Annotated in this window: 13 protein-coding genes and 1 tRNA gene; 12 read left to right on the top strand and 2 right to left on the bottom strand. The window is 61.9% G+C overall.

Translation table 11 applies throughout. The annotated features are described in order from the left end of the window. Positions 1-50 precede the first annotated feature (50 nt). The 4 genes from thiE (at position 51) to WG900_RS04665 (ending at position 4,627) form a co-directional block, all read left to right on the top strand. Positions 51-686: a thiamine phosphate synthase gene (gene thiE, locus WG900_RS04680; protein WP_339965065.1), complete on the top strand. Its 636-nt coding sequence runs from the start codon at positions 51-53 to the stop codon at positions 684-686. A gap of 71 nt (positions 687-757) precedes the next feature. Further along, positions 758-1,894, top strand: coding sequence for a L,D-transpeptidase family protein (locus tag WG900_RS04675; RefSeq protein ID WP_339965062.1), 1,137 nt, complete (start codon positions 758-760; stop codon positions 1,892-1,894). 1 nt (position 1,895) lies between these two features. Beyond that, a complete protein-coding gene (locus WG900_RS04670; protein ID WP_339965060.1) occupies positions 1,896-2,537 on the top strand; it encodes a M23 family metallopeptidase in 642 nt (213 codons plus the stop codon). Positions 2,538-2,689: 152 nt separating this feature from the next. Beyond that, positions 2,690-4,627, top strand: coding sequence for an OPT family oligopeptide transporter (locus tag WG900_RS04665; RefSeq protein WP_339965057.1), 1,938 nt, complete (start codon positions 2,690-2,692; stop codon positions 4,625-4,627). 3 nt (positions 4,628-4,630) lie between these two features. On the opposite strand, the gene WG900_RS04660 is transcribed toward WG900_RS04665, so the two are convergent. Continuing rightward, a complete protein-coding gene (locus WG900_RS04660; protein WP_339965054.1) occupies positions 4,631-5,008 on the bottom strand; it encodes a hypothetical protein in 378 nt (125 codons plus the stop codon). A gap of 193 nt (positions 5,009-5,201) precedes the next feature. On the opposite strand from WG900_RS04660, the gene efp reads away from it, so the two are divergent. The 7 genes from efp to WG900_RS04625 all read left to right on the top strand — a co-directional run bounded on the left by efp (position 5,202) and on the right by WG900_RS04625 (position 10,683). After that, positions 5,202-5,768, top strand: coding sequence for an elongation factor P (gene efp / locus WG900_RS04655; RefSeq protein WP_339965051.1), 567 nt, complete (start codon positions 5,202-5,204; stop codon positions 5,766-5,768). A 7-nt stretch (positions 5,769-5,775) separates the two neighbouring features. Beyond that, on the top strand, positions 5,776-6,600 hold the full coding sequence (locus WG900_RS04650) for an inositol monophosphatase family protein (protein WP_339965049.1): 825 nt from the start codon (positions 5,776-5,778) through the stop codon (positions 6,598-6,600). Positions 6,601-6,653: 53 nt separating this feature from the next. After that, positions 6,654-6,737: transfer RNA gene (locus WG900_RS04645), tRNA-Leu, on the top strand. A gap of 44 nt (positions 6,738-6,781) precedes the next feature. Then, a complete protein-coding gene (locus WG900_RS04640; RefSeq protein ID WP_339965047.1) occupies positions 6,782-8,095 on the top strand; it encodes an amidohydrolase in 1,314 nt (437 codons plus the stop codon). Positions 8,096-8,255: 160 nt separating this feature from the next. Further along, positions 8,256-8,678, top strand: a complete 423-nt coding sequence (locus tag WG900_RS04635; protein WP_310530857.1) for a rubrerythrin family protein — start codon at positions 8,256-8,258, stop codon at positions 8,676-8,678. Between the two features lie 78 nt (positions 8,679-8,756). Beyond that, entirely contained in the window at positions 8,757-10,082 is a 1,326-nt protein-coding gene (locus tag WG900_RS04630; protein ID WP_339965044.1) for a heterodisulfide reductase-related iron-sulfur binding cluster, read from the top strand. A 4-nt stretch (positions 10,083-10,086) separates the two neighbouring features. After that, a complete protein-coding gene (locus tag WG900_RS04625; protein ID WP_339965042.1) occupies positions 10,087-10,683 on the top strand; it encodes a DUF3501 family protein in 597 nt (198 codons plus the stop codon). Between the two features lie 4 nt (positions 10,684-10,687). Here the strand turns inward: WG900_RS04625 and WG900_RS04620 are convergent, their stop codons facing one another. Beyond that, positions 10,688-11,347 carry a hypothetical protein gene (locus tag WG900_RS04620; protein WP_339965040.1) on the bottom strand — a complete coding sequence of 220 codons (660 nt, stop codon included), beginning with the start codon at positions 11,345-11,347 and terminating at the stop codon, positions 10,688-10,690. Between the two features lie 64 nt (positions 11,348-11,411). On the opposite strand from WG900_RS04620, the gene WG900_RS04615 reads away from it, so the two are divergent. Further along, positions 11,412-12,797, top strand: coding sequence for a TIGR03013 family XrtA/PEP-CTERM system glycosyltransferase (locus tag WG900_RS04615; RefSeq protein WP_339965038.1), 1,386 nt, complete (start codon positions 11,412-11,414; stop codon positions 12,795-12,797). The last annotated feature ends 3 nt before the right edge of the window (positions 12,798-12,800 follow it).

Here is a 12,800-nt window from a genome sequence, read left to right as displayed (position 1 = left end):
ATCGCACCGGAACGCTTGGCGGGGGCAATTGTGCGCGATAGAGCGCCGCCATGGCCGAAGAAATACAGCGTGAACCCACCCAGCTTTACCTCATCTCACCGCTTGAGGTGGGGGGAGACTTTCCCGAGCGTCTGAAGCGGGCGCTCGCCGCCGCGCCGGTCGCCGCGTTCCAATTCCGCGTGAAGGACATGGACGAACATGCCGCCGCAGATCTTGCTGCACCGCTGCAGAAGATTTGCGCCGAGGCCGGCACCGCCTTCATCGTCAACGATTCGATCAGCCTCGCAAAGCGGCTTGACGCGGATGGCGTGCACCTTGGCCAAAAGGACGGCGAGGTGCGCGATGCGCGCGAACGGCTTGGCCGCGATGCCCAGATCGGCGTGACGTGCCATGCCAGCAGGGACCTCGCGATGGAAGCGGGCGAGGCCGGGGCCGACTACGTTGCGTTCGGCGCATTTTTCCCGACGACCACCAAAGAGGTCGAACACTTCGCCGATCCCGAGACGCTGACCTGGTGGCAATCGATCTTCGAGCTTCCTTGCGTGGCAATCGGCGGGATCATGCCGGAAACCTGCGCTGAACTGGCCGAGGCCGGGGCCGATTTCATCGCGGTATCTGGCGCGGTGTGGAACGGTGATGAAGCGGCAGCGGTCAGGGCCTTCGCCGAGGCGCTCGGTCTCAAGTAGGGGAGCCTTTCGGGCTGCCGTTCGTTGTGCTCCCCGGCGGCGCTGAGCTGTCGCAAATTTGGGAAGCCTGAATGAAACGCCCCCTGCTGGTCGCACTGCTGCTTACATCGTCATTGTCGCTTGCTGCCTGCAAGATGGACACGCCAGTCGCCGCCCCGTCGCAGGCCGCGGCGGCGACTGGCGATCTTAATTCGCGCGATGGTCTGCCCGATGCTGGCCCACTGGATACGGAGACGCGCCCGGTGATGCAGGCGCAGGTCGTGCTGGACCGTCTGGGCTTCACCCCGGGAGTGGTCGACGGCAAGATGGGGCTTTCCACCCGCAACGCGATTTCCGGCTATCAGGAAGCGAACGGGATGCCGGTCACCGGCGAACTGGATGAAGTGACGACCAAGGCGCTCTCGCAGTATCAATCGATCCCGGCGACTCGCGTCGTGACGATCCCTGCGGAATTTGCCGCGGGTCCGTTTGTCGCCGTGCCCGACGATGCCGCCGATCAGGCGAAATTGCCTGCGCTGGGTTACGAATCGCTGGACGAAAAGCTGGCCGAACGTTTCCACACCACGGTCGAGACTTTGGCCTTGCTCAATCCGCAGATTGTCCCGCCAGAAGCTTCGGGTGCACCTGGTGCCACTGCCAGCCCTGCGGATGAAAAGGCTCCGACCAACTTCTTCGCCGCCGGACAGCAAATCCGCGTGCCGAACGTGGGCAATGACCGGGTCGATACGGCGCAGGTCAAGGATGCCGCATGGGGGCAGACGCTGGTCATGCTCGGCGTTGCCAGCACGCAGCTGCGTGCCGAACGGATTGTCGTCAGCAAGTCCAAGGGTACGATGAAAGTTTATGACAGCGCGGAAAAGCTCGTCGCAGTCTACACCGCGACGATGGGATCAAAGCACGATCCGCTGCCGCTGGGCGAATGGAAGATCAACGGCACGTCCTACAACCCCAAGTTCAATTACAATCCCGACCTGTTCTGGGATGCGAAGAAGGGTGATAAGAAGGCCATGCTGCCGCCGGGGCCGAACGGTCCGGTCGGTGTCGCGTGGATTGATCTCAGCAAGCCGCGTTACGGCATCCACGGCACACCAAATCCGCAGACCATCGGCCGGGCGGAAAGCCACGGATGTGTGCGGCTGACCAACTGGGACGTGGCGAGACTGGCGCAGATGGTCCACGCCGGCACGCAGGTGCTATTCGAGGCGTAAGATGAATCCCCGCGATTTCCTGCTGAGGGCGCTGGGCGGAATTGCCGTGGTGGGGGCGCTGGTCTTCGCGGTTGGAACCGTGCCTAGCGCGCCGCCGGTTCCGCAGAAGTTCGATGTGCAAAGCGCACAACTCACTCGCTCCGAGCCAGGCCGGACTGCACTTGCCGTACCCGCCGCTCCGCCGCCGGTTTATGCCCTGCCGCCAATTCCCTCTCTGGTGATCCCGATTGAAGGCGTAGCGCCGCGCCAGTTGGTCGACACGTTCACTCAAGCCCGCGCTGGCGGGATGCGGCGGCATGATGCAATAGACATCATGGCACCCACCGGCACTCCGGTGCGGGCGGCGACGGCGGGGCAGGTAGAGAAGCTGTTCCTCTCCCGCGATGGCGGCAATACGATCTACGTGCGCTCATCCGATCGCCGGGTGATCTATTACTACGCACACCTCGATCAATACGCGCCGGATCTGGTTGAAGGACAACTGGTGAGTGCGGGGCAGGTGATTGGGACGGTCGGCTTTTCCGGCAATGCCAACCCGGCCGGACCGCACCTTCATTTCGCCATGCTGGTCACACGGCCCGAAGCGCGCTGGCACGAGCAGGCCATGCCGGTGAACCCCTACCCATTGCTCACGCGCCGCTGACCCCGCGCACCGTCCACAAGCGGAAATCGCGGCCAGTTTCCTAACGCTGGCGACTGTGTCATGTCCCTGTAAGCAAGGCCGCCGCCGGCCAAAGTGACACTTTTCTTCAGGACTGTGTCCAGCGGAGGCGGAAACGCGTGGGGAATCGAGCGATGAGCGCATTTACTGGACAGCGTGAACTGACGATCCGAAGTGTCATCCTCGGCGCCTTGCTTACCTTCGTTTTTACCGCGGCCAACGTCTATTTCGGGCTTAAGGTCGGACTTACATTTTCCACCGCCATTCCCGCCGCCGTTGTCTCTATGGCCCTGCTGCGCACGCTTGGCGGATCAACCATTGTCGAGAACAACATCGTTCAGACCATCGGCAGCGCCGCCGGCGCCGTGGCGACGATGGTGTTCGTATTGCCGGGCTTCGTCATGGTCGGGTGGTGGAGCGAGATTCCCTACTGGGAAACGATGCTCGTCTGCGCGACCGGCGGCATTCTGGGCGTCATGCTCTCGGTCCCCATGCGCCGCGCGCTGGTGGTCGATTCCGACCTGCCGTATCCTGAAGGTGTCGCAGGCGCTGAAATCCTGCGCGTCGGCATGGCCGATGCCGAAGGAGCGAGTGAGAACAAGGCGGGGCTGGCGACAATCATCGTTGGCGCTCTGGCCGGCGCGGGCATGGGTTTGCTCACCACAGTGCGTGTCGCTGCGGGCGAAGTGACCAAGGTCTTCAAACTGGGCGCTGGTTACGGTACGATGGGTAGTTCGCTGTCGCTGGGGCTGGTCGCCATCGGCCACCTCATTGGCCTCGCGACTGGCTTTGCCATGTTTGCTGGGCTTGTCACGGGCAAGCTGGTCCTGCTCCCCTGGTTGAGCGCTGGCCTTCCGGGCGTTCCCGAGGGAGTCGTCGGAACAGTGCTTGGTCAACAAGTGCGGATGATCGGTGCCGGGGCCATGGCCGTGGCAGCTGTATGGTCCCTCATGCGGATATCGGGCGCGATGATGCGCGGCCTTGCCGGCATCGCCGCCACCTCGCGGGCGCGGCGAGGGGGCGAGGCGATTGCCTTGACCGAGCGTGACCTGCCGGGCGGCTGGGTGCTGGGGATCAGCACGGCCATGTTCGGACCGATCCTCTACCTCGTCTGGGAATTCGTGCAGGGCGGACCGCTTGCCGGGTCGATAGGCGCGGTATTCCTGCTGTCGGTGCTGTTCATTGTCGTGATCGGTATCTTCACGGCAGTCGTCACGGGCTACATGGCCGGGCTTGTCGGAACGTCGAATAGCCCCGTTTCGGGTGTCGGCATCCTCTCGGTTCTGATCGTTTCAGTCCTGATCACGGCGATGTTCGGTGCCGGGCAGGGGGACAAGGCACCGTTGATCGCCTTTGCCCTGTTCCTGGTCGCTTTCGTGTTTGGTATCGCCATCGTCGCCAATGACAACCTGCAGGACCTCAAGACCGGGCAACTGGTCGGCTCGACCCCGTGGAAGCAGCAGGTTGCTCTGATCATTGGCGTGATCGCCGGCTCGCTGGTGCTGCCGCCGGTGCTGCAATTGCTCTTTACCAGCTTTGGTTTTGCTGGCGCACCGGGGGCCGGGCCCAATGCACTAGCCGCTCCGCAGGCTTCGCTGTTCGCCGCGATCGCGCAGGGCGTGCTGGGCGGAACGCTGCGCTGGGACCTGGTGGGGCTGGGTGCCGGGATCGGGGTCGTGATCGTGGTGATCGACGAGGTCTTGCGCGCCACCGGCCGGGGCAAGCTGCCTCCCCTTGCCGTCGGCATGGGCATCTACCTTCCGGTCACTCTGGTCTTGCCGACGGTGATCGGCACGGTGATAGGGCATTTCTGGAACAAGTGGGCGGCGCGGACCGCGCGTCCGGAATTCACGGTGCGGCTTGGCGTATTGTTGGCAACAGGTCTTGTCGTCGGTGACAGCCTGTTCGGGCTGGCTTTCGCCGGTGCGGTCGCGGCTGTGGGCGATCCGGCGAAGCTTTCAATCGTGAGCGATGGCTTTGCACCGGTAGCCGAGTGGATCGGTATCGCTGCGGTCGCGGCGGTGCTTTACGGGACCTATAACTGGACCAAACGCAAGGCGATTTCCGCTTAAGGCTCAGCGGAAATTGTTGTAAACGCCCAGCACGCAGCGGAGGTCAGTTTCGCTGCCATCGGCGGCAAGCCGGCGCAGGAAACCGCCCGATTTCCGGCGATATGTCGCGCCCTGAAACGGGCCGGAGGTCATGACCAGCCGGTCACCGGTCAGCAGGTAAACCCCGCGCCCGCGCGCCGTGATATAGGCCGACCCGTTCTCGACGGTGAAATCCTCGTCCGGCACGCGAACCCCCAGTGCGCCGGTCGCATCCCCGGGACGCTCGCAGGCATAGCTACCCTTGGGCATGGTGCCAAGCTCGCCGCCCGGAGCAGCCATGGCCGGGGCGGCAAGGGCTGGCCCGACAAGGGCCGCTACGAAGATGGCGAGGGAGCGCTTCATGGTCTCATCCTGTTTGCCATGGCGGATTAGCACCAGATGAATGGTCACGCCAGATCGCCCGGAAGTCGTTCCCCGTCGTCCTCTGGCCATTCAGGGTGTTGCCCAGTCGCCCCGCACAGGCTAAGGGCGCGGCCTTCCCCGAGCTTCGGGGTTCTTTCTCATCCCAAAGTCATCTGGCTCGAAGGCATCCGTCATGGCGAAGATCAGCGGCGTGGACATCCGTCCCGGCAACATTCTGGAATACGAAAAGGGCATCTGGAAAGTTGCCAAGACTCAGCACACCCAACCGGGTAAGGGCGGCGCCTTCATGCAGGTTGAGATGAAGAACCTGATCGATGGCCGCAAGACGAACGTCCGCTTCCGCAGCCAGGACACGATCGAGCGCGTTCGCCTCGACACCAAGGATTTCCAGTACCTCTATGCCGAGGGCGACGACCTGGTGTTCATGGACGTGGAAACCTATGACCAGATCAACCTGCCGGCTGACCTGCTCGGCGATGCGGCGGCGTTCCTGCAGGACGGGATGACCGTGCTGCTCGAGATGTATGACGAGCGCCCAATCTCGGTGCAGCTGCCCGATCAGGTCGAAGCCACCATCGTCGAAGCCGACGCCGTGGTGAAGGGGCAGACTGCCTCGTCCAGCTACAAGCCGGCTATTCTCGACAACGGCGTGCGCGTGATGGTTCCGCCGCACATCGAAAGCGGCACCCGCATCGTGGTCAACGTTTACGACCGCGAATACGTCGGCAAGGCGAACTGATCAGATCATGGCTGCTGTTCCCGGTCTCATCCGCGTCATGGAAAAAGCTGCCCGCAAGGCGGGTAACCGCCTGCGGCGCGATTTCGGCGAGGTCGAGCACCTCCAGGTCAGCCGCAAGGGCCCGGCCGATTTTGTTTCCAAGGCCGATCAGCATGCCGAACGCACGCTGTGGGACGAACTGCGCATTGCGCGGCCGGACTGGGGCTATGTGTTCGAGGAAGCCGGTGTCGTCGAAGGCGATCCAAACAAGCCTCGCTTCATCATCGATCCCCTCGATGGCACCAGCAATTTCCTTCACGGCATCCCGCACTTCGCGATCTCGATCGCGGTACAGGAACCCCGGCTTGACGGTAACGGCTGGGGCGATGTGACCTCCGCGCTGGTTTACCAGCCGGTCACTGACCAGAGCTTCTGGGCTGAAAAGACCCGCGGTGCCTGGCTTCAGGATGCGCGCCTGCGCGTGTCCTCGCGCCGTCATCTCGATGAGAGCCTGATCGCCACCGGCATCCCGTTTGCCGGCGCTGGTGATCCGGGCGAGTGGATGCGCATCTATGCGAACCTCGCGCCGCAGATCGCCGGCATCCGCCGCTTCGGCGCGGCTTCGCTTGATCTCGCATGGGTTGCTGCAGGCCGCTACGACGGCTTCTGGGAAACCGGCCTCAAGCCTTGGGATACTGCCGCGGGCTGCCTGCTGGTGCGTGAAGCCGGCGGATTCGTTAGTGATTATCGCGGCCGGTCGGAGCAGATCTGCGACCAGCAGGTCATCGCCGGCAACGACGTGATCCACTCAAAGTTGCACAAAGCAATTACCCAGGCTCTCAAGGCCGGTTGAACCTGTTCAAATCTGCGGCTAACGCGGCCGCAGCGGCTACGGCTGCGAAAAGTGCCCCTGTGGCGGAATGGTAGACGCGAACGACTCAAAATCGTTTGTAGCAATACGTGCCCGTTCGAGTCGGGCCAGGGGCACCAATCCGCACTTGCCAGTCCTGACCGGACGGCTAGTCTCGCCATCCATGAAGCACATCGCCCTTTTGCTCGCCGGCGCCGCAGCGCTCACCTCCATTCCCGCTCAGGCCGATCAGGTCAGTGATGCGATCAAGGCCGAGATGCCCGGCCTGATGACGATCTACCGCGACCTTCACGCCAATCCCGAACTCAGCTTCGAAGAGAAGCGTTCAGCCGGGATCATGGCCGCAGCGGCGAAGAAGGCAGGCTTCGAGGTAACCGAAGGCGTCGGCAAGACTGGCGTTGTTGCCGTGATGAAGAACGGTCCCGGCCCAGTTGTCCTTATCCGCGCCGACATGGACGGCCTGCCGGTAATCGAACAGACCGGCCTGCCGTTCGCTTCCAAGGTGCGCGGGGTCTCTACGGCGGGCGTTGAAAGCGGCGTGATGCACGCCTGCGGACATGACACGCATATGACCGCGTGGATCGCCGTCGCGCGCTATCTCGCCGCGAACAGGAAAGACTGGTCCGGCACGATCGTTATGATCGGACAGCCGGCCGAAGAGCTGGGTTTTGGCGCGAGGGCCATGCTGGCCGACGGACTGTACAGCCGCTTTCCGAAACCCGATTACGCTATCGCGTTCCATGATACGCATGAATTGCCGAGCGGCGTGATCGGTGTAACGCCTGGCTATGCACTGGCAAATGTCGATAGTGTGGACGTGACGTTTAAGGGTGTCGGCGGCCACGGTTCGCGCCCGCACCAGACCAAGGACCCGATTGTTGTCGCAGCCGCATTCGTCACTCGCGTCCAAACGCTGATCAGCCGCGAGAATGATCCCGCGGTCCCGGCAGTGGTAACGGTCGGTTCGTTCCACGCCGGCGCAAAGCACAACATCATTTCGGACAAGGCCGAACTGCAGATAACCGTGCGCAGCTATGCTGACGACGTGCGCCAGAACCTGCTTTCAGGAATTCGCCGCGTGGCCGAGGGCGAAGCCATGGTGGCAGGACTGCCCGCCGAACTGAAACCCACCGTCGTCGTGCGCGAGCCATACACCCGCTCCACTTTCAATTCGCCCGATTTCAGCCGCGACATGCTGACATTCTTCAAGGGCCGGTTTGGCGATGATCGCGCACGACAGGTCCCCGCGAGCATGGGCGGCGAGGACTTTGGCGAATTCTATCGCGCCGATCCTGACAAGATGAAGTCGCTGATCTTCTGGGTTGGCGGAACACCGGCGGAGCGCCTCGCCAAGGGAGACATGGCCAACATCCCCGGAACCCACAGCCCGTTCTTTGCGCCTGAGGCCGACAAGGTGATCAGCGCGGCGGCAGAAGCTTTGATCTCGGCAACCATCAGACTTTTACCTACCAAGTAGCGGATTGATCGATTGATCGGTTTTTGAGAATTATTCTCATTAAAATGATCGGTTTTATCGATCAGCCATTTCAGAAAATCCGCTTTCCGTTCATGAGGGATTGGGCGCAGTCTGACTGGGTAAGAATTTCAACTCACCGTCTTAAAAAGAGGAGCATGACATGGGACTGAAGGGATCACAGACGGAGGAAAACCTCAAAGCTGCGTTTGCTGGCGAGAGCCAGGCTAACCGCCGCTATCTTTACTTCGCACAGAAGGCTGACATTGAAGGCCACAACGATGTCGCATCGGTTTTCCGTTCGACTGCCGAAGGCGAAACCGGCCACGCGCACGGCCACCTCGAATACCTCGAAGAATGCGGTGACCCGGCAACGGGTGAACCGATCGGCGATACCGTCGCCAACCTGAAGGCGTCGATCGTTGGCGAAACCCATGAGTACACGGATATGTACCCGGGTATGGCCAAGACGGCGCGCGACGAAGGTTTCGACGAAATCGCCGACTGGTTTGAAACGCTCGCCAAGGCTGAAAAGAGCCACGCCGGCAAGTTCCAGAAGACGCTCGACGCGGTTCTGGAAGGCTGACACCAAAACCCGGCCGGCGACTTGCGGGTTGCCGGCCGGATTCTATCTGCGACACGCAGCACTTGGGGAGGGGCCCTGATGGAAGGCAGTCTTGAAGCACCGACCCGCCACGTCATCCCGTGGCAGGACGAAGCATGGTATGACGAGGCCGCGCTCGACGCCGAGCTGCGCCGCGTTTTTGACATCTGCCACGGCTGCCGGCGCTGCTTCAACCTGTGCGACAGCTTCCCCATCCTGTTCGACGCGATCGACGAAAGTCCGAACGAGGAAGTCGAAGACCTGAGCGCTGAGCAGTTGGCCTCGGTCGTCGAAGCATGCACGCTGTGCGACATGTGCTTCATGACGAAGTGCCCTTATGTGCCGCCGCACTCGTTCGATCTGGATTTCCCCCACCTCATGCTGCGCCACCGCGCAGTAGAGCATCGCAAGGGCAACACATCTTTTGCCGACCGCGAACTGGCGAAGATGGAACGCAACGGTAAACTCGGCTCAATGGTCGCCGGCGCTGCCAACTGGGCAACGAAGGAAGGCAACGCGCTCACCCGTCCGGTAATGGAAGCCGTAATGGGGATCGACAAGCGCGCGCACCTGCCGCCGTTCCTCGATACGCGGTTGACCAACCAGGCCCCCGCGCTCGTACCGCCGCCCAATCCGGATGGTCCGGCATTTGGCAGGAAGGCTGTGATCTATGCCGGCTGCCATGATGAATTCAACGATGCCACTCCAGGCCTTGCGCTGGTAAAGGTGCTTGCCCACAACGGGGTGAAGGTTCGCATCGACCATCCCGATTGCTGCGGAATGCCGCTGTTCGAGAATGGCGACATGAAGGGCGTTGCCTCTGCTGCCGATCGGATTTCTGCGCACTTTGCGCCGATGATCGCCGACGGCTGGGATATTGTGCCGCTGACCACGAGCTGCGCGCTGATGCTCAAGTTCGAATGGCCCCTGATCGAGCCAGGCAACGAGCAGGTGCAAACCCTCTCAAAGCACACCTTCGACGTCAGCGAATTTATCGTCGCTCTTGCCAAGCAGACCGGGCTTGTTCCGATTGCCGAGATGCCGGCCGCGATTTCCGTCCATTTCGCCTGCCATGCCAGAGCTCAGAACATGGGACCCAAGGCGATGGAAATGCTGCGCCTGATCCCCGGTGCCGCGCCGGCGCTTACTGAACGCTGCTCAGGCCACGGCGGCAAGTGGGGCATCTTCGCCGAAAATTTCGATCGCGCGGTCAAGGTTGGCAAGCCGGCCGCGCGCAACCTGATGAAGACCGAACCTGCAATCGTTGTCAGCGAATGCCCCCTCGCCGGGCCGCACTTGCGCCAGGTTATCGCCGCCAACGGACAGACCCCGCCCGAACGGATCGGCCACCCCATCGAGGTGGTCGCCAAAGCTTATGGATTGTAAACCGATGCCACGCGACACCCGTTCAATCACCGCAACCGACATCATGCCGCTGGGCGAATATGAATCGATCCGGGCCGACAAGAAGCAGGAAGCGATCCTGCGTAAGACGCTGACCCGCATCGCGGTTGGCCCCAATGCCAGCGCCATGTTCGAAACCTGGGATTCGATGTGGCTGCAGATCCAGGAGATGCTGAGGATCGAGAAAGGCGGCGAGGCGCAGATTCCTGATGAGCTCGCCGCTTACAATCCGATGGTGCCCAAGGGCAGCGAATTGACTGCGACGCTGCTGTTCGAAGTGCCCGACCCGGTCCGCCGCGATGCTTTCCTGCGGACCATCGGCGATATCGAGGAACATATTGCCATCCAGGTTGGCGGCGAAGTTATCCGCGCGCGTCCGGAAGGCGATGTCGAACGCACGCGCGAAAGCGATGGCAAGGCAAGCGCGGTCCACTTCCTGCACTTCGACTTCACGCCCAGTTCGATTGCCGCGTGGAAGAGCGGGGAAGGTCAGGCCATGCTGGTGATCAACCATCCCGCCTATGGCCACGCTGCGCTGATTGGCGCGGAAGCGCGGAGCTATCTGGCGAGGGAATGCTTCTAGGAAGTCAGTTGCCAGCCTGGGTCGCGGGCCCGGCGCGCTCTTCGCCGAAGCGCATCAGCCGATCAATATCCGCGGGCGTCACCTTCTTTGGCGGCTTCGGGCGGATTGGCGCCACTTGCGGTGCTTCGGGCATGCCGATCCCGGGATTGAAATAGCCCGGCGGCATCATCGACGTATCCTGACCTTGCGGACGGTATTGCTGCGATCCCATAGCCGGCTCGCTGCTTGCTGCGGGATCGAGGGATGACTCCTCGGACGTTCCGGTTGTTTCTATTCCGAAGCCATTACCCCGGTTGAATTCCTGCTTTGCACCGATCTTTTGAGGGCCATTGCGCTCGGCATCGAGCGTTCGCAGCTCCTGCCGCTGCCGGTCAGCCTTGATCTCGGCCCCGATCGCCTCACGACGCTCACCATCGGCGAACAGCGCGATGCACGCCGTGATCGCCAGCGTAATCGCCGCGAAATGGCGGACTACCTTGGCGGGCACCGGAATCGAGGCGAGAAGCTCTTTCACGATCGCCCTATTAGCCCCCGGCAGGTTAAGCCTTGGCCGCGTAACATGGTTAAAGCGAGGTTGAGGCAAATCGTTCAGGATGTGGCGGGATTGTAAAGAGGGCCGACATTTTTGCTTGCCCGCCAGACCGAGTCCTCGAGAATCTGCCATTCTGCCTCGCTCAACCTCCTGTCAGCTTTACCGACAATTTACGCCTTGCCGCTAGACCCGCCGAATGATCCGGCTGTTCAAACACTATATTCCGCATGCAGTCTTGCTGCTGGGACTTATCGATGTCGTGCTGCTGGCCCTGGCCGGCGAGGCAGCCTGGCGGCTCCGGGCCGCCCAGATCGACATCGCCATCGGCTCGCCGCTTGATCGGGTGAGCCTGCTAGGCGGTTTCTCGGCAGTCATGCTGACCGTCATGATCGCTGTCGGGGTCTATGGATCTGAAAGCCTGCGGTCGATGCGTTTTGCCACGGCCCGGCTGCTGGTCGCCATTTCACTTGGCGTGATTGCCCTGTCGTTCCTCGACTGGTTGACGGGCGGCGCACATTACTGGCGCTCGGTCCTCGCTTACGCCATGGCCTTTGCTATTCTCTTCCTGATTGGCAACCGCTTGGTAGTCGGCGGCATCCTGGGGGCGTCGGCCTTCCGCCGGCGCGTCCTAGTGCTCGGCGCCGGACAACGCGCCGATCGCCTTCGCAAGCTGGGTGAGCGTCCGCAAAGCGGTTTCGTGATCGTCGGCTATGTCGGAATGAGCGACGGCCCGCACCAGGTCGAAGAGGCGATCAACCGCAGCGCCATCCACAACCTCAAGCGCTTCGTGGAAAACCTTGGCGTCAGTGAAGTGGTCCTCGCACTGGAAGAGCGGCGCAATTCGCTGCCTTTGCAGGACCTGCTGCGGATCAAGACTGCCGGCGTTCACGTCAACGATTTTTCCAGTTTCATCGAACGCGAAACCGGCCGTGTTGATCTTGATACTGTCAACCCAAGCTGGTTGATATTCTCCGACGGCTTTTCGTCGGGCCGGGCGTTCTCCAGTGCTGCAAAACGTGTGTTCGATATCATCGCGAGCCTGTTACTGCTTGCGCTCACGGCACCCCTGATCGTGCTGTTCGCGATAATCGTAAAGCTAGACAGCCGTGGTCCTGCCTTCTTCCGCCAGACCCGCGTGGGACTGTTCGGCGAGCCGTTCGACGTGCTCAAACTGCGGTCGATGCGCACTGACGCAGAAATCAACGGAGCCCAGTTCGCGCAGAAGAATGATCCGCGCGTCACCCGCATTGGCCGCTTCATTCGCAAGGTTCGCATTGATGAACTGCCGCAGACATGGAGCGTGCTGAAGGGCGAAATGAGCTTTGTCGGCCCGCGTCCTGAGCGGCCGGAATTCGTTTCCGATCTCGAAGAAAAGCTCCCTTACTATGCCGAACGGCACATGGTGAAGCCGGGCATCACTGGCTGGGCGCAGATCAATTATCCCTACGGAGCGAACCTCGAAGATTCGCGCCACAAGCTGGAATACGACCTCTATTATGCCAAGAACTACACGCCGTTCCTTGACTTGCTGATCCTTCTGCAGACCCTCCGCGTCGTACTCTGGCACGAAGGGGCTCGGTAAGGT

The sequence above is a fragment of the Novosphingobium aquae genome (genome assembly GCF_037572715.1).
GTDB classification, from domain to species: Bacteria; Pseudomonadota; Alphaproteobacteria; order Sphingomonadales; family Sphingomonadaceae; genus Novosphingobium; species Novosphingobium aquae.
Note: the sequence above shows the minus strand (reverse complement) of the source record. Positions and strands in the feature narration are given on the sequence as shown.

Bases quoted from the DNA above. Each gene is read 5' to 3' on its own strand.
- thiE (WP_339965065.1), top strand. From the start codon at position 51: ATGGCCGAAGAAATACAGCGTGAACCCACCCAGCTTTACCTCATCTCA.
- WG900_RS04675 (WP_339965062.1), top strand. From the start codon at position 758: ATGAAACGCCCCCTGCTGGTCGCACTGCTGCTTACATCGTCATTGTCG.
- WG900_RS04670 (WP_339965060.1), top strand. From the start codon at position 1,896: ATGAATCCCCGCGATTTCCTGCTGAGGGCGCTGGGCGGAATTGCCGTG.
- WG900_RS04665 (WP_339965057.1), top strand. From the start codon at position 2,690: ATGAGCGCATTTACTGGACAGCGTGAACTGACGATCCGAAGTGTCATC.
- WG900_RS04660 (WP_339965054.1), bottom strand. From the start codon at position 5,008: ATGAAGCGCTCCCTCGCCATCTTCGTAGCGGCCCTTGTCGGGCCAGCC.
- efp (WP_339965051.1), top strand. From the start codon at position 5,202: ATGGCGAAGATCAGCGGCGTGGACATCCGTCCCGGCAACATTCTGGAA.
- WG900_RS04650 (WP_339965049.1), top strand. From the start codon at position 5,776: ATGGCTGCTGTTCCCGGTCTCATCCGCGTCATGGAAAAAGCTGCCCGC.
- WG900_RS04640 (WP_339965047.1), top strand. From the start codon at position 6,782: ATGAAGCACATCGCCCTTTTGCTCGCCGGCGCCGCAGCGCTCACCTCC.
- WG900_RS04635 (WP_310530857.1), top strand. From the start codon at position 8,256: ATGGGACTGAAGGGATCACAGACGGAGGAAAACCTCAAAGCTGCGTTT.
- WG900_RS04630 (WP_339965044.1), top strand. From the start codon at position 8,757: ATGGAAGGCAGTCTTGAAGCACCGACCCGCCACGTCATCCCGTGGCAG.
- WG900_RS04625 (WP_339965042.1), top strand. From the start codon at position 10,087: ATGCCACGCGACACCCGTTCAATCACCGCAACCGACATCATGCCGCTG.
- WG900_RS04620 (WP_339965040.1), bottom strand. From the start codon at position 11,347: ATGGCAGATTCTCGAGGACTCGGTCTGGCGGGCAAGCAAAAATGTCGG.
- WG900_RS04615 (WP_339965038.1), top strand. From the start codon at position 11,412: ATGATCCGGCTGTTCAAACACTATATTCCGCATGCAGTCTTGCTGCTG.